The sequence below is a fragment of the Curtobacterium sp. MCLR17_059 genome (genome assembly GCF_003234665.1).
In the GTDB taxonomy this organism is placed as follows: Bacteria; Actinomycetota; Actinomycetes; order Actinomycetales; family Microbacteriaceae; genus Curtobacterium; species Curtobacterium flaccumfaciens.
The window spans coordinates 123,794-144,506 of record NZ_QKSU01000004.1 but is presented as its reverse complement, the minus strand read 5'-3'; the positions used below and the strand labels follow the sequence as shown (position 1 = coordinate 144,506).

The window sequence follows — 20,713 nt, the reverse complement described above, 5'->3', positions numbered from 1 at the left end:
CGTCGGTCGGCCGCCGGTCGGTAGGCTCGGGTCGTGACTCCCACGACTGAGACCGGCTCCCTGTTCCTCCAGCCCGACCGCAACCTCGCGCTCGAGCTCGTGCGTGCGACGGAGGCCGCCGCGATCCGTGCGCAGCCGTGGGTCGGGCGTGGTGAGAAGAACCTCGCCGACGGCGCCGCGGTCGACGCGATGCGCAAGTTCCTCGGCACGGTGAACTTCGACGGCGTCGTCGTCATCGGCGAGGGCGAGAAGGACAACGCCCCGATGCTCTACAACGGCGAGCACGTCGGCAACGGTCACGGCCCGGCCTGCGACATCGCGGTCGACCCGATCGACGGCACCTCGCTCACCGCCGCAGGCCGCCAGAACGCCATCTCCGTCATGGCCGTCTCGGACCGTGGCTCGATGTACGACCCTTCCGCTGTCTTCTACATGGACAAGATCGCCGCCGGCCCCGAGGGTCGCGGTGTCCTGGACCTCGAGAAGCCGATCGGTGACAACATCCGCGCGCTGGCGAAGGCCAAGGGCAAGGACCTCGAGGACATGGTCGTCGCCGTGCTCGACCGCCCGCGCCACGACGAGCTGATCCGCGCCATCCGCGCGACCGGTGCCGGCACGCGACTGCTGCTCGACGGTGACGTCGCCGGTGGCATCGCCGCCGCCCTGCCCGGCTCGACCATCGACATGTGCGTCGGTGTCGGCGGCACCCCCGAGGGCATCATCACGGCGTGCGCGATCAAGGCGCTCGGCGGCGTGATCCTCGGCAAGCTCCAGCCGAAGGACGACGAGGAGCGCGAGCGCGCCATCGCCGCCGGCCACGACCTGGACAAGGTCCTCGACCAGGACGACCTGGTCACGGGGGACAACACGTTCTTCGTCGCCACCGGCGTCACCGACGGCGTCCTGGTCGACGGTGTCCGTCGTTCGCGCGGCGTCATCCACACCGACTCGCTCGTGCTCCGCTCGCGCTCGAACACGATCCGCCGCATCCAGGCGGACCACCGTGCGGAGAAGTGGTTCTAGGCCGGACGATCGTCCGCCGCTTCGGGGCGTCGCCGGTCTTCCGGCGGCGCCCCGTTGTACGAGCCCTTGCGTAGGCTCGACGCATGACTGCGACAACGGCACGGATCGTCGGACTGGACACCGCGGGCATCCGCACGCTGCACGCGGAGGCGGACGGCACGGCCGACCGGCTGCCGCACGTCGTGCCGGTGGCGCCCGACCTCGGCGTGATCCTGGCGGACGAGGACGGCGTGATCCTCACCGCGCCGGCGCTCGCCGAGATGGGCTGGGCGGACGACGACGTCCTGCGTGCAGCCGTCGCCGCCGCGCAGGAGCAGGCCGGAGGCGACGTGGCGGTGATCCAGCCCGGCACGATCGTCATCCAGGACCCCGACCTCGCCGTGGTGCTCGTGCTCGCACCGCAGGCGTTCCAGGGGATCGAGTTCCGCGGCAGCGCAGTGGTCTTCCCGGTCGCGCCGACGACGTTCATCGTCACCGGCGACCAGGACGAGGACGGGCTCCAGGTCGCGGCCGGTGTCGCCCAGCAGATCCTGGCCGACGACGAGGGCGAGGTCCTGAGTGGACCGCCCATGGTGCTGCGCGGTGACGGGTGGGTCCGGTTCGAGCACCCGTCACTCGACGGCGAGCTCCGGACGATCCGCGCGCTCTGGACGGCGACCGCCGCGAACCTGCAGCAGGACGCCCTGCAGGAGTCGTTCGACCGGCGGGGCGAGGACGTCCACGTCGGTGCGGTCTCGGTCGCCCGGCTCGCCGAGGACGACCCGGCCTTCTCGTACTCGTCGTGGACCGAGGACGTCGAGACCGTCGTCGCCGCGGTCGACACGATCGTGCTCGTGACCTCGATGGGCAGACGCAGCCCGTGCCGTTCGGTCGGCTGCGGGAGCTGGCCTCCGGGTTGATCGAGGAACTCGAGGTCCGCCCGACGCGCTACCGGCTCCGCGGTTTCCCGGATCTCGAGTCGGTCCGCGCGGCCCTCTGACGGGTCGACCCCGGTCGGCGGCACTCGTCCCCGTCGCTGCCCCCTGATATGGTCACACTCGCGCGCTTGTGGACAACGGCGCGAGAGATCGGACCTGGGGAGGAATGATGGGGCGACCGTCGGGGTGGGACGTTGTCGATCAGGGGGATGATCCGGTCAAGGGGGATCCGTCGACGTTGCGGATGATGGCGCGGGAGTACCAGCGCATCTCCGACGCGGCCGATGACGCGTCGACCCGGTTGCAGTCGGTGAAGGGGTCCGGGTGGCTGACCGACTGGGAGGGTGAGGCCGCGGATGTGTTCGTCGACGCGATCGAGGACACCCCGTCGGACCTGACCAAGCTCGTCGATTCGTACGAACTCGCCGCGACGGCGTTGTCGGGGTGGGCTGACACGGTCGATGACACCCAGTACCGGGCCGATGGTGCGTTGGCGGACGCGAAGGACGCCACCGGGGACCTCGCCGCGGCGCAGGACCGGCTGGCGGATGCGCAGTCGACGCTGTCGCACTACGAGTCCGCGTCGAAGGACCTGTCGAAGGTCGCCGACAAGTACCCGGCGGGTTCCGACGTGCCGGACGGGGTGGATGTTCCCTCGCCGGCGCAGTTGCGGGCAGCGTCCGACAACGCTTCCGTCGCGCAGGGGTCGGTGTCGTCGGCGCAGGGGGACATCTCGGCGGCGCAGTCGCGGATCGATGCGGCGAAGCGGCTCGTGGCGGATGCGAAGGGTGACTGGCAGGACGCGGAGCAGCGGACCGCGACGAAGATCGGTGAAGCTGCGGACGCGGGCCTCGGGAAGCAGTCCACGTGGGACAAGATCTTCGGGTCCGAGGCGTGGGAGACCATCGTGTCGGTGGCGAAGGTCGTCGTCGCGGTGGGTGGGATCATCGCGATGATCATCCCGGGGCCGTGGACGTTGATCATCGCGGCGATCGCGCTCGTGGTGTTGGCGGACACGTTGTACAAGATGAGCAAGGGCGAAGCCGACGGGTGGGACCTCGCGTTCTCCCTCATTGATTGCGTGCCGGCCGCTGGTGCCTTGTCGGCAGGAGCCCGCACGGCAAAGTTCACGGGGATGCTGACCGCGGCCGGGGATGTCACGTCCGGCACCAGGGCAGTCCGTTCTCTGAATGCCGGTGTGCCGATGGTCCGCGACCTCGCAACCAGCGTTCCTCGCGGTCTCCGTCGGGCGATTCATGCTGACTCCGCAGACCCGCAAGTTCTCCGCTCAGTCTTCGAGCGGGAGTACGGACCACTGAAGATGGTCAACGCGGAGCGGCTCGCCCGGGGTGTGGACGGGTTCAGCATGAACTGCACGAGGTGTGTCATCGCGACAGAGCATGTGCTCGATGGGAAAGCCGTCTCGGCAATGCCCGTCTTCACGCGAGGCGCGAGCGTCGCCGACGTCGCTGAGCACTTCGGCAAGTCCATCCGAGACTTCCAACCGGTGCGGTCGTACGATTCGATCGTGGCTAGGCTCGAGTCCGCTGGCGAGGGGGCTCGTGGCGTTGTATTCGGGACCAGGGCGGGTACCAATCCAGTCGGCCACGTGTTCAACGTTGTTCACGATCGGAATGGTGTTGTGTTCCTCGACGGACAGTCAGGAACGTTTGCCAAGTTGGAGAACTTCGATCAACTCTTCCTACTCAAGACACGGTGATGGTGCATGCGAACTCTCAAAGATGCTCAGGATGAATTTGCGAAGGAAGTGCGCGCTGACGAAGACCTTATTTGGGATAGGGGATGGATCGAGACCGACGATTGGTGGATCGTTCTTTACAACAGCCGAGAGTATTACGAGACACAAAACCCGTTGTTTAGCCTAGCTGGAAATGGCCCCTTTGTTGTACCAAAAGACGGCAGTGCCTGTTTCACTCTTCAAACGAACACATCGGTTGAATCACAAATAGAGGAACGGGGCCAGCGGGTCATCAGTCGGTCTCGGTGAAGCCAGTTCCGGCTCGAGCGGATGAGACGCTCGAGCGCGCAGTCATCAAGATCAGTCCGGACGGCTCGTGCATACCGCAACTGCTCGATGCGGCGGCACGTTTACGCTAAAAGACATGACTCCACGCGACAGCCGAGTGAGTGCGGCCTACTGGACCGATGCGATAGAAGTCTTGACGCGCGGCGTCGAGGGGTTTCGCCCGTTCAGTCATGTGTTCCGGGCCGACGACGTGCGAGCTGGGATTATTCGAACGACCGCGAGCTTCGACAACGCGCTCTTTCTGTTGGGCGCGCGGTACTCGGCGGGCTTTCCGACGTCACTCCTCGCGGATGATCTCGAGTCGGTCGTCACTATCTGGGAGAACTGGAACCGCTACGCTGCCGTGCCTGACGGTGGCTCCCCGCTAGAAGCGCTGACGTTCAACGACAAGCCGCCGTACTACTACGCACTGTGCTTGGCGTCGGTGGCGCGGTGCATCGGCGTCAATTCGGCGTTGACGGATCGGTTGATCGAGATCGTTGCTGCTGCTGGAGGCGCTGACCCAGTGCTCGGGACACTGTTGGGGGTCGAACCGGTGCGGGACTCCGTGTGGCACAAGCGGCTGTTCCAGAACCTCGATACGGCCGCGACCGGGACGCCGGATCGCGCCATTTCTGCGCTGAACAGGTACGTGCAAGCCTGGCAGAAGAACATCTCGTTCATTTGGTGGGCCCCAGCGCTGAAGGCAGTGCAGGGGGATAGCTTTGAAACGTACTTCGGGTACTGGGCTTGGGAGGCGGCTGGGCTCGTCGTGGCGCGCGGGCTCGACGACTCCGTGTTGCGGTCGTCGCCGTACTATCCAGTCGACCTCGTCGACGGCCAGCAGGACGGATGAGCCGCCCGGCTGCCCGAACGAGGACCTCTGGGAGGGGCCATGAGTGATTCAAAGGTGTATTGGGGCCATCGTGGAACCCGGGGCCGTTCGGTTCTCGCAGAAGTCCGTCTCCTGCAAACAAGACCGACCGACTTACCGGCGAACCCTACAGCTACGACGACACATTCCGTCTCGCAAGGGGGTGCAGGATGAGAGCTCTTCGTCACCTCACCGTCGACGAACGCCTGGTCGTTATCCGGCTGATCCAGCCAGAGTTCTTCCTCTTCCCGAATCGCTTCCTGCACCTGGTCGCCGCTGATGATCTGCCGGCGGTCGAACCATGGTCGTGGCTTGTTAAGTATGAAGACGACTTGTACTTTTGGGCTGAAATCGTCGCGAAGCAGTATCCGACCCGTTCCCTCGTACCCTTCGCAAAGCACCAGGACACAGACGATGTGTTCTGCTTTGACGGTGGCGACCATTCGGGCGACCCTCCCGTGCTGATCATCCATACGTTTGCTTCACCTGGGACGGAGTACCGGGGGCAGTGGACGTCCTTCGACGTCTGGTGGGAGGAGATGGAGGAGCATCGAGCAGCGTGGCTCGCGGAGCAGGAAGAGGACTGAGACCTGCCTCGTAGGGACACGTCGATCAGCAAGGCGATGTCGCACGCGTTGCGGCACGAACCGGGTGCGTACGGGCTGGAACTCGGCGCTGACGGGAGTGTCCCGCTCGCAGATCTTGCCGACGCTTTGGATCGGTCGGGCATTCAGGCATCGTTGGAAGATCTGCGCCGCGTGGTCGCCGAGTCCGACAAGCAGCGCTTCGCCGTCGAAAGCGACCGGATCCGTGCTCAGTACGGGCACTCGACGGACGAGCGCATGGTGAAGCCGTCGGTCGTTCCGCAGCCGGTGCTCTGGCATGCAACTTCCCCCGCTGCGGCTGAGTCGATCCTGCGCGAAGGGCTCTTACCGATGGGGCGCCAGTACGCGCATCTGACGACCGATCGCGAGTTGGCTATGCAGGCTGGGCGGCGCAAGTCCACCGCTCCCGTCCTGTTGCGAATCGATGCAGCTCGCGCGCACCGGGAGGGCGTGGAGTTCACGGAGGGCCACGGCCGGGTGACCCTGGCCTTGCTCGTTCCCGCGCGGTACATCTCGGCGGAATGACGCGCCTGCCTCAGCCGCGCGAGTAGCGGGGCTCCTGCATTGCTTGGGCGATGCGCTCGAGACGGTCACCCGTCGAACGGATCGATTTCTCAGTCACCCGCGAGTGCGAGGGGGCGACGGCAGTCTCATCTCATCAGACGTGAGACTGCTCGGAAGAAGCGCAGGCCCGACCAGCTGGGCTTGCAGTCGGGTGGCGTGGACGTCCTGGATAACATCATCCGATGAGCACAGCGATGGACAGTTCTGCGTTCTGGGATGCGATCATCGCGGACGATCCGCAGGCGATCACGAGGATCGCGTCGGAAGGCTTCGAAGTGTCTTCAGCATCACGCGCCAATGCCGACGCCCTCACGCCCCTCCACTTCGCGGCTCAGACCGGTGCGGTGCATGCGATGCGAGCACTCCTGGACCTCGGGGTGGAGGTGGACTCGCCGGACCGTTGGGGGACGACGCCGCTGCAGCTCGCAGTGACGAACTCAGGCGACGGCGGACTTGATCCGGTCGCCGTCTTGCTCGACGCCGGCGCTGATCCGTGCCATGTCAACGACCTTGGTGCGACCCCACTGAGCTATGCCCGGATCTTGGGGGACGCACCCGCCGGGCTCATCACCATGCTGCAGCAGGATCGGGTGTTCGAGGATGATGAGGCGGGCGTATCCGTCGTGTTCGAGGCCGCTACGCATGGGTCCCTCATCGACATCCAATCAGCAATTCGTGCCGATGCGGCTCTGCTCAACTCTGCCGTGGCTGGAGAGACTCCGCTCCGACTGCTCGTACGACGTTCTCTCCCCGTGCGACCGAATCGGTCGAACCCACACCCGGTCTCTGTGGACGACGCGGTGGCTGGCGCCAGTGCAATGCTGAGTGCCGGAGCGAAGGCCAGGTTGGTCGGTGCAGACGGCTTCACCGCTCAAGGGCTGGCACGAGCGTTCCTGGCGCCGAAGCCGTTGATCAAGGTGCTCGATCGTGCGGCGAAGCTCGAGCGGAGGCAGACGGCGTGAATGATCAAGAGGCAATGAAGTGCGCTATCGCGGCGAAGGCTCCTGGTCGCGACACGAACGAAGGTGGTTCAAGGTGATCGACGTCGAAGTGCTCCGCACAGCGCTCGATCCGTCCTCGATGGACGTTCCGAAGCAGGTCCGGAACGCCTTCGAGAAGGCGGCTCGGGTGAAGTCGTTCGTCACGGTTCCGGGCGGGGCTGCGCTGATCTGGGGATCGGTGTTGATCGCGGTCTACGGGGACGCTCCCCGTGTGAGCACGGCGGCACGCGCGCTGCGCGTCCCTGACGAGGGTGTGTCCCACACCCAATGGACGAGGCAGCGTGGTGCCTACGCGGCGGTGGCATTCGCAGCCGCTCGCGATTCCGACCCACCATCGGTTGCGGCACGGACTGCCGGATGGACGGTGAGAGAGCCGTTGATGCAAGGGAAGGCGCTTCGGCACCACATCGACCGGTCCGCCGAGGAACGGGAGATGGACGAGTTCATGCCGGTTTCGGGGCACCTCGCCGCCTTCGCATCGGACATGGTGATCCTGGGGACCATGTGGCTGTTCGGCGGGTCTGACGCGTGGCCGATCGGGCGGATCGCAGCGGAGTGGGACCGCAACGCCGAGGCCGTCCGCGCGCTCCCCGGGTACTCCGACGCATGAGCCGTCGCCCCGAGGGCGATCCTGTCGTGGTCAGGAGACCGACGCGTCGTCCTCGTCCGCCCACAGCGGGTCGCTGACGGTCCGCGGCAGCAGCGCCCCCGGCGACCCCGGCCACGGCAACCGCGTGACCGGCCAGTTCGAGGCGAAGAGCTCACGCCGCCCGGCATCGAACTCCTGCACCGTCTTGAGCTCGTCGTAGACCAGGGCGTACGCGGCCCGCAGGTTGTCGAAGTAGTCGTCCCACGAGTCGAAGAGGGTGAAGGCGACATCGGAGACCAGGTCGATCGACGACCAGGCATCGTCCTCGCTCAGGAGCCCGGCGGCGTACGCACCTCTGACGGCGGTGACCGCGTTCTTGACGTCCATCGACCAGAGCAGCTTCGGCGGGCGGTCCGCTCGGCGTTCGAGCAGGCTCGACCCTGCCCACGGGTCGGTGCCGAGCAGTGAGGACAGCCGGGTGAGCCGGGTCTCACCCTCGGCGGATCGGCTCAACGCGAGGAACTGCCACGACACGCTCTTCGGACCGAGCAGGTCGACGGCGAAGGCCTGTGCGTCCCGCCCGCTGGCGATCTTGTAGGTCTCGTCGAGTTCGCGGCGCAGGAACGTCAGCGGGGGCAGGGGGATGGTCACGAAGGGCGACGGCGTGGTGTCCTGCAGGTACTCCCCGCCGAGCTCCACCCGCGAACCGTACGGGGCGAGCGACGCTGGCCACCATCCTTCGTGGAAGTCGCCGAACGAGGCGAGCGCCAGCTGCTGCAGTCGGTGGACGGGCAGCTCGCGGGCACCGGTGCGCTCCCGGTACCGCCGCTGTTCCCGCACCGGCAGCCCGATGTCACGGAGCGAGGTGATGAAGGTCAGCACGAACCACACGACGACGGCGATCAGGAAGCAGCGCCACACCGCCTGGATGCCGTACCCGAAGTGCTGCCGGACGTCGTACGGGGCGAGGATCGAGATCAGGAGCACGACGAAGAACGCCACGATCGCGATCGCCATGATGATCCACGCTGCGGCGCGGTCCCGTCGTCGCCCGGTCTGCTTCCGCGCCTTGGCGACCATCGCCCGGTGCCGCCAGCGTGGACGGACCGGGAACTCGCGGTCGCCGGGATGGTTCTGCAGTGCTTCCCCCATGACGATCGATCGTAGCGAGCAGCTCAGTCCTCGTCGACGGCGCCGACGAGCTCCGGCGCCGTGAGCAGCCGCGGCTCGTCCTCGATCGAGGACGGGTCCGCGATGACCTTCGACTCGTCGAGCAGCGAGAGCCGACGGGCGCTCGGCAGCACCTGGCGTTCGAGCGACCCGACGAAGCGGTTGTAGTCGACGACGGAGCCGCGGATCGAGCGGCCGAGCTTGTCGACGTGCCCCGCCATCGTGGACAGCCGGCCGTAGAGCTCGCGGGACACCTTGAAGAGCTCGTGCGCCTCTTGCGAGACGACGTCCTGCTGCCACGAGAACGCCACGGTCTTGAGCACGGACCACAGGGTCACGGGAGAGGCGAGCGCGATGCGCTTGCGGAAGGCGTGGTCGAGCAGGCCGGGGTCGGCGGCGAGTGCGCTCGAGATGAGCGACTCGGACGGGATGAAGGCGACGGTGAGCTCGGGGGAGGCGTCGTAGCCGGTCCAGTACTCCCGTGCGGCAAGGGCGTCGACGTGCGCTCGGAGCGCCTTGACGTGCTGGGCGATGAGCTGGTCGCGTCGAGCTGCCTCGGCACCGGTGGCGGTCGCCGGGATCTCGGCGGCCTGCAGGTAGGCGCTGAACGGCACCTTGGCGTCGACGGCGATGGTCTTGCCGCCGGGCAGGTGCACGACCATGTCCGGGCGGGCGGAGCCGACGGCGGTGGTGACTGACGACTGCACGTCGAAGTCGACGCGTTCGAGCAGCCCGGCGGCCTCGACAACGTTGCGCAGCTGCGTCTCGCCCCAGACGCCGCGCGTGCTGTTCGACGACAGGGCGCTGGCCAGGGTGTCGGCAGTGGCGCGCAGGCGCTCTTCCGACTCGGCGGCCGACCGGAGCTGCGCCGACAGCGCGCCGTACTGCTCGCTCCGCGATTGCTCGAGCTCGGCGATCTTCGTGCGCATCACGTCGAGCGTCTGCGCCACGGGGCTGAGCGCGGAGAGCACCTTGGACTCGTTCTGGTTCCGTGCCGCGTCGACGCCGTGCATGCGCTGCACCAGGTGCTCGAGCTCGGCGGAGCGCCGCTCGAGCGAGTCGACCTGGCGACGGTACTGCGTGTCCTGGGCGTCGAGGCGTTCCTCGGCGTCGCGTCGGGCCGCCTCGAGCTGGCCGCGGAGCGCCTCGGCCGTCGCACGGGACGACGCGGCGTCGACGCCCGCGCGCGAGCGGGCGAGCGACCAGGCGACGACCGCACCGACGGCGATGCCGATCACGAGACCGATGACCAGGGCGAGGATCTGCATGTCGCGACCCTGGCAGAACCCACCGACACCGCGCCTCCCGGCACTCCGGCGCGCCCCGCAGAACCAGCGTGACCAGCGCCACGGGACCAACGTGACGGACCACGGAATCCATGTCATGACATTAGGGCAAACAGGGTGTACAGTCGTGATCGTCCGCCGATGAAGCCGCACGGAAGGTCCACCGCGTCGCATGACGAACCAAGCTCCCCACGCCTACGACGTGATCACGATGGGACGCGTCAGCGTCGACATCTACCCGCAGCAGACCGGCCCGCTCGAGGACGTCTCGACCTTCTCGAAGTCCGTCGGCGGCAGCGCCACGAACGTCGCCATCGCCGCTGCTCGACACGGCGCGGACGCCGCGGTCATCACCCGGACGGGCAACGACCCCTTCGGCCGGTACATCGCCCGCACGCTGCCCGAGTACGGGGTCGCGAACGCGTTCGTCGAGACGGTGGAGGGGCTGAACACCCCCGTCGCCTTCTGCGAGATCTTCCCGCCGGACGACTTCCCGCTCTACTTCTACCGGGCCCCGAAGGCGCCGGACCTGATGATCACGGCGAAGTCCCTGCCGCTGCACGAGATCGAGCGCGCGAAGATCTTCTGGACCACGGTGACCGGCCTCAGCGAGGAGCCGAGCCGACAGGCGCATCACGTCGCCTACGAAGCCCGGTCCGCCGCGCAGAACAGCACGAAGACCCACACCGTGCTCGACCTGGACTACCGGTCGATGTTCTGGTCGAGCCCCGAGGCCGCGACGCGCGAGGTCGCGATCGCCCTCGAGCACGCCACCGTCGCCGTCGGCAATCGCGAGGAGTGCGAGGTCGCGGTCGGTGAGACCGACCCGGTCCGCGCCGCCGACGCGCTGCTCGACCGCGGTGTCGAGATCGCGATCGTCAAGCAGGGGCCGAAGGGCGTGCTGGCGAAGACCCGCGACGAGTTCGTCGAGTTCCGTCCGCACCACATCGACGTCGTGAACGGGCTCGGCTCGGGCGACGGCTTCGGCGGCGCGCTGACGCACGGACTGCTGCAGGGCTGGAGCCTCGAGCGGATCCTGGCGTTCTGCAACGCCGCCGGCGCGATCGTCGCGACGCGGTTCGAGTGCTCGACGGCGATGCCGACGAGCGACGAGATCGAGCAGTTCCTGACCGACAACCCGGCCGAGGGCACGACGCACGCGGGTGCGACGCACACGGGTGAGACGCACACGGGTGAGACGTACACCGAGGAGAAGACCCATGCCTGAGCTCAGCCCCGCTGACTTCCAGCGCCTCCGCGACATCCGTGCCGGCCAGCCGGACCTGGTGCGCGCCACGCTCGACGCCCGCCGCAAGCGCTCCCTGCTCGCCGACGACGGCAAGCTCTTCATCGTCGCCGCCGACCACCCCGCACGCGGTGCGCTGGCGGTTCGCGACGACGAGTCCGCGATGGCGGACCGCTACGACCTGCTCGAGCGGCTCGTCACGGCCCTCGGCCGGCCGGGGGTCGACGGCGTGCTCGGCACCCCGGACATCCTGGAGGACCTCGCGCTGCTCGGCGCCCTCGACGGCAAGGTCGTCGTCGGGTCGATGAACCGCGGGGGACTCCGCGGCGCCACGTTCGAGATGGACGATCGGTACACGGCGTACTCGGCGCAGGCGATCAAGGACTCCGGGCTCGACTTCGCCAAGCTGCTGGTGCGCATCGCCCTGGAGGACTCGGGCACCGCGCCGACGCTCGAGGCCACGGCCCGCGCCGTCAGCGAGGCCGCGGCGCTCCAGCTGCCGATCATGCTCGAGCCGTTCATGTCCGAGTGGCGGGACGGCCGGGTCGTCAACGACCTGTCGGCCGACGCAGTGATCACCTCGATGGCGATCGCTGCGGGACTCGGCGAGTCCAGCGCCTACAGCTGGCTCAAGATCCCCGTGGTCGACGACATGGAGCGCGTGATGGCCGCGACGACGCTGCCGACGCTGCTGCTCGGCGGCGACCCGGCTTCGCGCCCGCTGGAGACGTACGCCAAGTGGGCTGACGCCCTGGCCCTGCCCGGCGTCCGCGGCCTGGTCGTCGGACGCACCCTGCTCTACCCCTCGGACGGCGACGTCGCCGCCGCCGTGGACGTCGCCGCCGGTCTCGTCCACAGCCAGGAGGCCCGGGGCGGGTTCTCCACAGATGCCCACGACCCAGCCGCTCGGCTCGCGGGCGCCACCACCATGGACTCGTCCATCTCGGAAGGAAGCAACGCATGACGCTCACCGACACGACCACCACCACCGTCGGGCACTGGATCGACGGCAAGCGCGTCGAATCCGCGTCGGGCAACACCGCCCCCGTGTACGACCCGGCGCTCGGCGTCGCGACCAAGCAGGTCGCGCTGGCCGACGAGTCCGAGATCCAGGCGGCCATCGGCAGCGCCAAGGCGGCGTTCCCCGGCTGGAGCAACCTGTCGCTGGCCAAGCGCCAGGCGATCCTGTTCTCGTTCCGCGAGATCCTGAACCGCGACAAGGCCGAGCTGGCCGAGATCATCACGAGCGAGCACGGCAAGGTCATCGACGACGCCATGGGCGAGATCGCCCGCGGGCAAGAGGTCGTGGAGCTCGCCACCAACATCCCGAGCCTGATGAAGGGCGAGTTCTCCGACCAGGTCTCGACCGGCATCGACGTCTACTCGATCCGCCAGCCGCTCGGCGTCGTGGGCATCATCAGCCCCTTCAACTTCCCGGCGATGGTGCCGCTCTGGTTCCTGCCGATCGCGATCGCCGCGGGCAACACCGTCGTGCTGAAGCCGAGCGAGAAGGACCCGTCGGCGGCCATCTGGCTCGCCGAGAAGTTCAAGGAGGCCGGGCTGCCCGACGGCGTCTTCAACGTCCTCAACGGCGACAAGCTGTCCGTCGACGGCCTGCTCACCAGCGACGACGTCGAGTCGATCTCGTTCGTCGGCTCCACGCCCATCGCGCAGTACGTCTACGAGACCGGCACGAAACACGGCAAGCGCGTGCAGGCCCTCGGCGGCGCGAAGAACCACATGCTCGTCCTGCCCGACGCCGACCTCGACCTGGTCGCCGACAACGCGATCAACGCCGGCTTCGGTTCGGCCGGTGAACGCTGCATGGCGATCTCGGTCGTCGTCGCCGTCGAGCCGGTGGCCGACGAGCTCATCCAGAAGATCAAGGACCGCGCGGCGACCCTGCGCATCGGCGACGGTCGTCGCGGGTGCGACATGGGGCCGCTCGTCACGAAGCAGCACCGTGACAAGGTCGCCTCGTACATCGAGGTCGCAGAGCAGGACGGTGCGGTGGTTGTGGTGGACGGCCGCACCGTCCGACCCGACGGCGACGAGAACGGCTTCTGGCTGGGCCCGACGCTGATCGACCAGGTGCCCACCACCAGCCGCGTCTACACCGAGGAGATCTTCGGTCCGGTGCTGAGCGTGGTGCGGGTCGCCACCTACGAAGAGGGCCTCGAGCTCATCAACTCCGGCGCGTACGGCAACGGCACCGCCATCTTCACGAACGACGGTGGCGCCGCCCGACGGTTCCAGCGCGACGTGCAGGTCGGCATGATCGGCATCAACGTCCCGATCCCGGTGCCCGTCGCCTACTACTCGTTCGGCGGCTGGAAGAACTCGCTGTTCGGTGACCACAAGGCGTACGGGGCCGACGGCGTGAGCTTCTTCACCCGCCAGAAGGCGATCACGAGCCGCTGGCTCGACCCGTCGCACGGCGGCATCAACCTCGGCTTCCCGTCGAACAACTGACCCGCAGCATGGCGAACGAACAGCACCAGCACGACCAGTGGTTCATCCCGGCGGGCTCCCGGCCCGAGGCGGGCTGGACCGACGTGGTCGACGGTCGCATCGAGGGGTGGGCGCACACCGGGCTCCGGACCGGCGCGCTGACCGACGGGGGCGAGCTGCGCCTCCCGGCCGACGCCGTCGAGCGCATCGTCGTGCCGCTCGCCGGGTCGTTCCACGTGACCCACTCGGGCGCTGCCGGGGACGGCGAGCAGACCCTGCAGGGGCGGGGGAGCGTCTTCGACGGTCCCACCGACGTCCTGTACCTGGGATCGGGCTCCACGGCCACCATCACCGGCAGCGGCCGGTTCGCCGTCGCGGAAGCCCCCACCGACACGGTCAAGCCGACCACCTACGTGGCCCGGCCGGACGTACCCGTGGAACTCCGCGGCGCCGGGCAGTCGAGCCGCCAGGTGCACAACTTCGGCACCCCGGCGGCGCTCGACGCCGACAAGTTCATCGTGTGCGAAGTGATCACGCCGGCCGGCAACTGGTCGTCGTACCCGCCCCACAAGCACGACACGAACGTGCCCGGTTCGGAGTCGAACCTCGAGGAGATCTACTACTACGAGGCCGCGGTGTCCCGTGGGCTCGAGTCGATCGCGCCCGAGGCCGCCGACCCGTTCGCCCTGCACCGCACGTACGCCTCGGACGACCGCGCCATCGACGAGTTCCGGCAGGTCCGGACCGGCGACGTCGCCCTGGTGCCGTACGGCTGGCACGGTCCGGCGGTCGCCGCTCCGGGCTACGACATGTACTACCTGAACGTGATGGCCGGGCCCGACCCGGAGCGCGTCTGGAACATCACCGACGACCCCGCCCACGGGTGGGTCCGGCAGGCGTGGGCATCGGAATCGATCGACCCACGACTGCCCTACGAAAGGAAGCAGGCGTGACCACCACCACGCGGAAGATGACGGTCGGCCAGGCACTCGTCGAGTTCCTGGCCAACCAGTGGACCGTCGACGGCGACGTCCGCGAACGCACCATCCCGGGGATCTTCGGCATCTTCGGGCACGGCAACGTCGCCGGGGTCGGTCAGGCCATCAAGCAGCTCCACGTCGAGCAGCCCGGTCTGCTGCCGTACCACCAGGCCCGCAACGAGCAGGCGATGGTGCACGAGGCCGTCGGCTTCGCCCGCATGCACCGCCGCCGCGCGACCTACGCGTCGACGGCGTCGGTCGGCCCGGGCGCCGCCAACATGCTGACCGCCGCGGCACTCGCCACCACGAACCGGCTGCCGGCACTGCTGCTGCCGTCGGACACCTTCGCCACGCGCACCACGGACCCGGTGCTCCAGCAGATCGAGCTGCCGCACGACACGTCGTTGCAGGTCACCGACGCCTTCCGTCCGCTGTCGCGCTACTTCGACCGTGTGGAGCGTCCGGAGCAGCTGTTCTCGATCGCCCTCGCCGCGATGCGGGTGCTGACCGACCCGGCCGAGACCGGTGCGGTGACGATCGCGCTGCCCGAGGACGTCCAGGCCGAGGAGTTCGACGTCCCCGTCGCGTTCCTGCAGCCGCGGGAGTGGCACATCCGCCGCCCGCTGCCCGAGCGCGGCCCGCTCGAGCGTGCCGTGGCCGCGATCCGTGCCGGCCGGCGTCCGGTCATCGTGGCAGGCGGCGGGGTGCTGTACTCCGACGCCGCCGACGAGCTCCGCGCCTTCGTCGAGGCCACCGGGATCCCGGTCGGCACGTCGCAGGCCGGCGGCGGATCCCTGGTCTGGGACCACCCGCAGTACCTCGGCGGCATCGGCGCGACCGGCACCGCGGCCGCCAACGCGATCGCCGCCCAGGCCGACGTCGTCATCGGGATCGGCACCCGCTACAGCGACTTCACCACGGCGTCGCGCACGGCGTTCCAGAACCCGGACGTCACGTTCGTCAACGTCAACGTCGCCGCGTTCGACGCCTACAAGCACGGTTCGCAGCTGCCGCTGATCGCGGACGCCCGGGAGGCCCTGGTCGCCCTGACCGAGTCGCTCACGTCGGACACGGCGTACGTCGTCGAGCCCGGCTACGCGTCCGAGATCGCCTCGCTGAAGGCGGCGTGGGACGCTGCCGTCGACGGCGCGTTCGCGCCGTCCGGCGCGGACCTGCCCGGCCAGCCCGAGATCATCGGCGCCGTGCAGTCGGTCTCCGACCCGCGCGACGTCGTGATCCAGGCAGCGGGCTCGCTGCCCGGCGACCTGCACAAGCTCTGGCGGGTGCGCGACGAGCTCGGGTACCACGTCGAGTACGCGTTCTCGTGCATGGGCTACGAGATCGCCGGCGGCATCGGCGTCCGACGCGGGGCTCCGGACCGCGACGCGATCGTGATGGTCGGCGACGGCAGCTACCTGATGCTGCACACCGAGCTCGTCACCGCCGTGGCCGAGGGCATCAAGATCATCGTCGTGCTCATCCAGAACCACGGGTACGCGTCGATCGGGCACCTGTCCGAGACCGTCGGCTCCGAGCGCTTCGGCACGAAGTACCGCTACCTCGACGAGACCGAGTCGTTCGAGAACGGCGAGCCCCTGCCCGTCGACCTCGCCGCCAACGCCCGCTCGTACGGCGTCGACGTCATCGAGGTGCAGCCCGGCCCGGACAGCATCGAGGACCTGAAGGCCGCGCTGCGTCAGGCGAAGGCGAACGACCACACCACCCTGGTGCACATCAACTCCGACCCGCTGGTCTACGCCCCCGAGGGCGAAGGCTGGTGGGACGTGCCGGTCGCGCAGACCTCCACCCTCCCCAGCACCCAGGCCGCCCGCGCCGAGTACGAGCAGCAGGTCGCCACGCAGCGTCCGCTGCTCGGCTGAACCGTTCACGAGACAGAAAGCGACAGCGACGTCATGACCGACACCGCCACCCCCATCGGCAGCCCCGCCACCGACGCGGCGCCCGCCTCGATCCGCATCGGCACCGCCCCGGACTCGTGGGGCGTCTGGTTCCCGGACGACCCGAAGCAGGTGCCGTGGCAGCGCTTCCTCGACGAGGCGTCCGCCGCCGGCTACGAGTGGATCGAGCTCGGCCCGTACGGGTACCTGCCGACCGACCCGTCGCAGCTGTCCGACGAGCTCGAGTCCCGCGGGCTCAAGCTGTCGGCGGGCACGGTCTTCACCGGGTTCCACAAGGGCGAGGACCAGTTCCAGCGCGCGTGGGACCAGGCCGTCGCGGTCGCCGGTCTGGCAGCGAAGCTCGGCGCCGAGCACCTGGTGACGATCCCCGACCTGTGGCGCTCGGACGCCACCGAAGAGGTGCTCGAGTCGCGCACGCTCACCGACGAGCAGTGGGAGCGGCTCGGCAAGGGCCACGACCAGCTCGGCAAGGCGCTGCTCGAGGAGTACGGCGTCCACCAGCAGTTCCACACGCACGCGGACAGCCACGTCGGCACCTACAAGGAGACCGTGCGGTTCCTCGAGGTCACGAACCCCGAGTACACGAACCTCTGCCTCGACACCGGCCACTTCGCCTACTACGGCGGCGACAACCTCAAGCTCATCGCCGCCCACCCGGAGCGCATCGGCTACCTGCACCTCAAGCAGGTCGACACGGACCTGCTGTTCGACGTGCTCAAGAACGACGTGCCGTTCGCGACCGCCGTGTCGCAGGGCATCATGACCGAGCCGCCGCACGGCACCCCGGAGCTCGCCCCGATCATCGAGGCCGTCGCCGCGATCAACCCGGACATCTTCGGCATCGTCGAGCAGGACATGTACGGCTGCTCCGTCGACGCCCCCGGCCCGATCGCCGAGCGCACCTTCCAGCACATCTTCGGCTCGACCTCGGCCGCCCGCGCCTCCTGACGCGCCGTCCACGCAGCGTCAACAACCACCAGGAGAACACCACCATGACCACCACGCAGAACCTCCGCGTCGCCGTCGTCGGCGCCGGCATGATGGGCGCCGACCACGTCCGCCGCATCACCGCCAAGATCTCGAACGCCGACGTCGTCGCCGTCGTCGAGCCCGACCAGGCCCGTGCCGCTGCGGCAGCCGCCCTGGCGCCCGGCGCGATCACCGCCGCGTCCTTCGACGAGGCGCTCGAGCAGACCGAGATCGACGCCGTCATCATCGCGACGCCCGGTTTCCTGCACGAGCCGATCCTGGTGACCGCGCTCGAGCGCGGACTCACCGTCCTGTGCGAGAAGCCGCTGACGACCAGCGCCGAGGACTCGCTGCGCATCGTCGAGCTCGAGCAGCAGCACGCCGCCCGACCGGTCATCCAGGTCGGCTTCATGCGCCGGTTCGACGCCGGGTACCAGGAGCTCAAGGCCCTGCGCGAGTCGGGGGCGAACGGCGCCCTGCTCGCCCTGCACCACGCGCACCGCAACCCGACGACGCCGCCGAACTTCAGCGAGTCGATGCTCATCCACGACTCGGTGATCCACGAGATCGACATCATCCCGTTCCTCACCGGTGAAGCGATCACGAGCGTCGAGGTGAAGAAGCCGCGCAAGAACTCCCTCGCGCCGGCCGACCTGCCCGAGCCGCAGTTCGTCCTGTTCACCACCGAGTCCGGCACGATGGCGATCGTCGAGATCAACGTCAACGCCCAGTTCGGCTACCAGGTCACCACCGACGCCGTGTTCGAGTCCGGTGTCGCGTACATCGGCCGCGACACGTCGCTCTCGCTCGTCGCAGCCGGAACGACCTCGCAGGGCATCACGCCGTCCTTCAAGGAGCGCTTCGGTGCCGCCTACGACGAAGAGGTCCAGCGCTGGGTCGACGCTGCCCGGACCGGTGGCATCGACGGGCCGAGTGCCTGGGACGGCTACACCGCCTCCGTCGTCGCCGAGGTCGCGGTCCGGGCCCAGCAGTCCGGCGCGCACGAAGTGGTCGAGTACGCGGTCACGAAGCCGGCGTTCTACGACGAGACGAGCGACGCGACGAGCGATGCGACCGCCGCGCTCGCCGGGGCCTGATCGATGTCGAAGATCGCGCTCGACCCGACCCCGTTCCACCACGACCTGTCGCTGCTCGAGTTCCCGCGCAAGGTCGCGGAGCTCGGCTACGAGTACCTGCAGCTCACCCCGCACAAGGACTTCATCCCCTTCTACCGGCACCCCAAGGCCGACGACGACCTGGTCGACGCGTTCGCCGCGGCCTGCCGTGACGCCGGGGTCCAGGTGGCGAGCGTGCTGCCGGTGCTGCGTTGGTCGGGTCCGGACGAGGACGCCCGACAGGCTGCGGTGCGGAAGTGGAAGCGGGTCATCGAGATCACGAAGCGCCTCGGCGTGGACACCATCAACACGGAGTTCTCCGGCCGCCCCGAGCGTGCCGAGGAGTCCGAGGACCAGTTCTACCGGTCGATGGAGGAACTGCTGCCGATCATCGAGGACGCCGGCATCCGTGTGCTCATCGACCCGCACCCCGACGACTTCGTCGAGGACGGGCTCGAGGCGCTCCGGGTGATCCGCGGCCTGAACTCGAAGCACGTCGGCTTCGTCTACGTCGCCTGCCACACGTTCCACTACGGCGGCAACATGGACGAGATCATCGACGCCGCCGGTGACTCGCTGCAGCTGGTCCACGTCGCCGACGCGTACGACCACCGTCGCTCGCACGGCCTGCGCTACATCACGAACCCGCCCGGCAACCCGGTCCGCGTGCACCAGCACCTGCCGGTCGGCCAGGCGGACGTCGACTTCGACGCCTTCTGGGCGGCACTCGACCGGGTCGGTTTCTCGGCACGCGAGGACACCGTCGCGGTCTCGAGCGTCTTCGCCGAGGACGAGAACGCCGACGCGGTGTCGCGGTTCCAGCTCGACACGATCACGAAGGGACTCCACCGATGACCACCACCCTCGAGACGCAGGCGTCCACCGACGCCGACTCCCGTCCCGTCACCCTGCAGGCCGCGGAGCAGACCCCGACCGCCCTGTGGAACGACTCCGCCGACCCGCGCGAACTGTCGACCGCCATCCACGAGTACGGTGCCGTCGGTGCGACCTGCAACCCGGTGATCGCGTACACCTGCATCCAGCAGGACCCGGAGACCTGGGTCCCGCGCATCCGCGAGATCGCCGAGGAGCACCCGACGGCGGGGGAGTCCTGGATCGGCTGGAAGGCCGTCGAGGAGCTCTCCATCGCCGCCGCGGCGCAGCTGCTGCCCGCGTTCGAGGCGTCCGGCGGCCGGAACGGTCGACTGTCCATGCAGACCGACCCCCGGTTCCACCGCGACGCCGACGCGCTCGTCGAGCAGGCCGTCCGGTTCTCGCAGCTCGCGCCGAACATCATCGTGAAGATCCCCGCCACCAAGGTCGGCATCGCCGCGATCGAGGAAGCCGCCTACCGCGGGGTCTCCATCAACGCGACGGTGTCGTTCACCGTGCCGCAGGTCGTCGCCGTGGGCGAGGCCATCGAGCGCGCCCTCGACCGCCGTGCTGCCGAGGGCCTGCCGGAGCAGGAGTTCGGTCACGTCGTCACCCTGATGGCCGGCCGCTTCGACGACTGGCTGAAGACCGTCGTCAAGCGTGACCACGTGATGGTGGACCCGGGCATCCTCGAGTGGGCCGGCGTCGCCGCGGTGAAGAACGCCTACCGCGTCTTCCAGGAGCGTGGGTTCCGCTCGCGCGTGCTGGTCGCCGCGTTCCGCAACGCACTGCAGTGGTCGGAGTTCCAGGGCGGTGACCTCGTCGTGTCGCCGCCGTTCCAGTGGACGAAGGACATCAACGACAACGCGTTCCCGTTCCGTCCGCACGCCATCGACGACGAGGTCCCCGTGCACGTCATCGAGGCGCTCCGGGCCGCGACGCCGGAGTTCGCCCGCGGCTACGACGTGGACGGCATGACGATCGACGAGTTCGACCGCTTCGGTGCGACCGTGACGACGCTCCGACAGTTCCTGGACGCCGACGCGAAGCTCGACGCCCTGGTCCGCGACATCATCGTCCCCGCGATCTGAGACGCGATCCGAGT

The 20,713-nt window shown here is 68.6% G+C and carries 20 protein-coding genes; 18 read left to right on the top strand and 2 right to left on the bottom strand.

All coding sequences use genetic code 11. The features are described from left to right. Nucleotides 1–33 precede the first annotated feature (33 nt). From glpX to DEJ12_RS07895, 9 genes are all read left to right on the top strand, one after another. Entirely contained in the window at nucleotides 34–1,023 is a 990-nt protein-coding gene (glpX, locus tag DEJ12_RS07935; protein WP_017886722.1) for a class II fructose-bisphosphatase, read from the top strand. Between the two features lie 83 nt (nucleotides 1,024–1,106). Then, nucleotides 1,107–1,922, top strand: a complete 816-nt coding sequence (locus DEJ12_RS07930) for a hypothetical protein (protein ID WP_111029590.1) — start codon at nucleotides 1,107–1,109, stop codon at nucleotides 1,920–1,922. A 148-nt stretch (nucleotides 1,923–2,070) separates the two neighbouring features. Further along, nucleotides 2,071–3,660 carry a toxin glutamine deamidase domain-containing protein gene (locus DEJ12_RS07925; RefSeq protein WP_146245551.1) on the top strand — a complete coding sequence of 530 codons (1,590 nt, stop codon included), beginning with the start codon at nucleotides 2,071–2,073 and terminating at the stop codon, nucleotides 3,658–3,660. A 6-nt stretch (nucleotides 3,661–3,666) separates the two neighbouring features. Further along, a complete protein-coding gene (locus tag DEJ12_RS18325; protein WP_081612280.1) occupies nucleotides 3,667–3,948 on the top strand; it encodes a YrhB domain-containing protein in 282 nt (93 codons plus the stop codon). A gap of 115 nt (nucleotides 3,949–4,063) precedes the next feature. Further along, on the top strand, nucleotides 4,064–4,822 hold the full coding sequence (locus tag DEJ12_RS07915; protein WP_111029588.1) for a PoNe immunity protein domain-containing protein: 759 nt from the start codon (nucleotides 4,064–4,066) through the stop codon (nucleotides 4,820–4,822). 188 nt (nucleotides 4,823–5,010) lie between these two features. Then, entirely contained in the window at nucleotides 5,011–5,427 is a 417-nt protein-coding gene (locus DEJ12_RS07910; RefSeq protein ID WP_111029587.1) for an SMI1/KNR4 family protein, read from the top strand. A 3-nt stretch (nucleotides 5,428–5,430) separates the two neighbouring features. Continuing rightward, on the top strand, nucleotides 5,431–5,970 hold the full coding sequence (locus DEJ12_RS07905; protein WP_309147156.1) for an RNA 2'-phosphotransferase: 540 nt from the start codon (nucleotides 5,431–5,433) through the stop codon (nucleotides 5,968–5,970). Between the two features lie 221 nt (nucleotides 5,971–6,191). Further along, nucleotides 6,192–6,971, top strand: coding sequence for an ankyrin repeat domain-containing protein (locus DEJ12_RS07900; protein WP_111029585.1), 780 nt, complete (start codon nucleotides 6,192–6,194; stop codon nucleotides 6,969–6,971). Nucleotides 6,972–7,044: 73 nt separating this feature from the next. Then, a complete protein-coding gene (locus tag DEJ12_RS07895; protein WP_056072871.1) occupies nucleotides 7,045–7,620 on the top strand; it encodes a hypothetical protein in 576 nt (191 codons plus the stop codon). Nucleotides 7,621–7,650: 30 nt separating this feature from the next. Here the strand turns inward: DEJ12_RS07895 and DEJ12_RS07890 are convergent, their stop codons facing one another. Both DEJ12_RS07890 and DEJ12_RS07885 read right to left on the bottom strand, forming a co-directional pair. Continuing rightward, complete coding sequence (locus tag DEJ12_RS07890) at nucleotides 7,651–8,751, bottom strand: DUF1266 domain-containing protein (protein ID WP_111029584.1); 1,101 nt, start codon at nucleotides 8,749–8,751, stop codon at nucleotides 7,651–7,653. A gap of 23 nt (nucleotides 8,752–8,774) precedes the next feature. After that, a complete protein-coding gene (locus tag DEJ12_RS07885) occupies nucleotides 8,775–10,037 on the bottom strand; it encodes a DNA recombination protein RmuC (protein WP_111029583.1) in 1,263 nt (420 codons plus the stop codon). Between the two features lie 190 nt (nucleotides 10,038–10,227). On the opposite strand from DEJ12_RS07885, the gene iolC reads away from it, so the two are divergent. Genes iolC through DEJ12_RS07840 form a run of 9 tightly spaced genes read left to right on the top strand, consistent with a single transcriptional unit; the run spans nucleotide 10,228 to nucleotide 20,699 of the window. Continuing rightward, nucleotides 10,228–11,283 (top strand): 5-dehydro-2-deoxygluconokinase, encoded by a 1,056-nt coding sequence (gene iolC / locus DEJ12_RS07880; RefSeq protein ID WP_111029582.1) that lies wholly within the window; start codon nucleotides 10,228–10,230, stop codon nucleotides 11,281–11,283. Continuing rightward, nucleotides 11,276–12,265, top strand: a complete 990-nt coding sequence (locus tag DEJ12_RS07875) for a class I fructose-bisphosphate aldolase (RefSeq protein ID WP_035807563.1) — start codon at nucleotides 11,276–11,278, stop codon at nucleotides 12,263–12,265. Before iolC ends, DEJ12_RS07875 begins: the two co-directional genes overlap by 8 nt. After that, entirely contained in the window at nucleotides 12,262–13,773 is a 1,512-nt protein-coding gene (locus tag DEJ12_RS07870; RefSeq protein WP_110864410.1) for a CoA-acylating methylmalonate-semialdehyde dehydrogenase, read from the top strand. The genes DEJ12_RS07875 and DEJ12_RS07870 overlap by 4 nt, the downstream gene beginning before the upstream one ends. A gap of 8 nt (nucleotides 13,774–13,781) precedes the next feature. After that, a complete protein-coding gene (gene iolB / locus DEJ12_RS07865) occupies nucleotides 13,782–14,705 on the top strand; it encodes a 5-deoxy-glucuronate isomerase (RefSeq protein ID WP_111029581.1) in 924 nt (307 codons plus the stop codon). 17 nt (nucleotides 14,706–14,722) lie between these two features. Next, nucleotides 14,723–16,612 (top strand): 3D-(3,5/4)-trihydroxycyclohexane-1,2-dione acylhydrolase (decyclizing), encoded by a 1,890-nt coding sequence (gene iolD / locus DEJ12_RS07860; RefSeq protein WP_111029654.1) that lies wholly within the window; start codon nucleotides 14,723–14,725, stop codon nucleotides 16,610–16,612. A 33-nt stretch (nucleotides 16,613–16,645) separates the two neighbouring features. Continuing rightward, nucleotides 16,646–17,599 carry a sugar phosphate isomerase/epimerase gene (locus DEJ12_RS07855; RefSeq protein WP_111029580.1) on the top strand — a complete coding sequence of 318 codons (954 nt, stop codon included), beginning with the start codon at nucleotides 16,646–16,648 and terminating at the stop codon, nucleotides 17,597–17,599. A gap of 44 nt (nucleotides 17,600–17,643) precedes the next feature. Then, nucleotides 17,644–18,717: a Gfo/Idh/MocA family protein gene (locus DEJ12_RS07850; RefSeq protein WP_111029579.1), complete on the top strand. Its 1,074-nt coding sequence runs from the start codon at nucleotides 17,644–17,646 to the stop codon at nucleotides 18,715–18,717. A gap of 3 nt (nucleotides 18,718–18,720) precedes the next feature. After that, a complete protein-coding gene (locus DEJ12_RS07845; protein ID WP_111029578.1) occupies nucleotides 18,721–19,590 on the top strand; it encodes a sugar phosphate isomerase/epimerase family protein in 870 nt (289 codons plus the stop codon). Further along, nucleotides 19,587–20,699 carry a transaldolase family protein gene (locus tag DEJ12_RS07840; protein WP_111029577.1) on the top strand — a complete coding sequence of 371 codons (1,113 nt, stop codon included), beginning with the start codon at nucleotides 19,587–19,589 and terminating at the stop codon, nucleotides 20,697–20,699. Before DEJ12_RS07845 ends, DEJ12_RS07840 begins: the two co-directional genes overlap by 4 nt. Nucleotides 20,700–20,713: the final 14 nt, after the last annotated feature.

What these genes read in the sequence shown, in the direction of transcription:
- DEJ12_RS07930 (WP_111029590.1), top strand. Translation starts at nt 1,107, where the DNA reads ATGACTGCGACAACGGCACGGATCGTCGGACTGGACACCGCGGGCATC.
- DEJ12_RS18325 (WP_081612280.1), top strand. Translation starts at nt 3,667, where the DNA reads ATGCGAACTCTCAAAGATGCTCAGGATGAATTTGCGAAGGAAGTGCGC.
- DEJ12_RS07915 (WP_111029588.1), top strand. Translation starts at nt 4,064, where the DNA reads ATGACTCCACGCGACAGCCGAGTGAGTGCGGCCTACTGGACCGATGCG.
- DEJ12_RS07910 (WP_111029587.1), top strand. Translation starts at nt 5,011, where the DNA reads ATGAGAGCTCTTCGTCACCTCACCGTCGACGAACGCCTGGTCGTTATC.
- DEJ12_RS07900 (WP_111029585.1), top strand. Translation starts at nt 6,192, where the DNA reads ATGAGCACAGCGATGGACAGTTCTGCGTTCTGGGATGCGATCATCGCG.
- DEJ12_RS07890 (WP_111029584.1), bottom strand. Translation starts at nt 8,751, where the DNA reads ATGGGGGAAGCACTGCAGAACCATCCCGGCGACCGCGAGTTCCCGGTC.
- DEJ12_RS07885 (WP_111029583.1), bottom strand. Translation starts at nt 10,037, where the DNA reads ATGCAGATCCTCGCCCTGGTCATCGGTCTCGTGATCGGCATCGCCGTC.
- iolC (WP_111029582.1), top strand. Translation starts at nt 10,228, where the DNA reads ATGACGAACCAAGCTCCCCACGCCTACGACGTGATCACGATGGGACGC.
- DEJ12_RS07875 (WP_035807563.1), top strand. Translation starts at nt 11,276, where the DNA reads ATGCCTGAGCTCAGCCCCGCTGACTTCCAGCGCCTCCGCGACATCCGT.
- DEJ12_RS07870 (WP_110864410.1), top strand. Translation starts at nt 12,262, where the DNA reads ATGACGCTCACCGACACGACCACCACCACCGTCGGGCACTGGATCGAC.
- iolB (WP_111029581.1), top strand. Translation starts at nt 13,782, where the DNA reads ATGGCGAACGAACAGCACCAGCACGACCAGTGGTTCATCCCGGCGGGC.
- iolD (WP_111029654.1), top strand. Translation starts at nt 14,723, where the DNA reads ATGACGGTCGGCCAGGCACTCGTCGAGTTCCTGGCCAACCAGTGGACC.
- DEJ12_RS07855 (WP_111029580.1), top strand. Translation starts at nt 16,646, where the DNA reads ATGACCGACACCGCCACCCCCATCGGCAGCCCCGCCACCGACGCGGCG.
- DEJ12_RS07850 (WP_111029579.1), top strand. Translation starts at nt 17,644, where the DNA reads ATGACCACCACGCAGAACCTCCGCGTCGCCGTCGTCGGCGCCGGCATG.
- DEJ12_RS07845 (WP_111029578.1), top strand. Translation starts at nt 18,721, where the DNA reads ATGTCGAAGATCGCGCTCGACCCGACCCCGTTCCACCACGACCTGTCG.
- DEJ12_RS07840 (WP_111029577.1), top strand. Translation starts at nt 19,587, where the DNA reads ATGACCACCACCCTCGAGACGCAGGCGTCCACCGACGCCGACTCCCGT.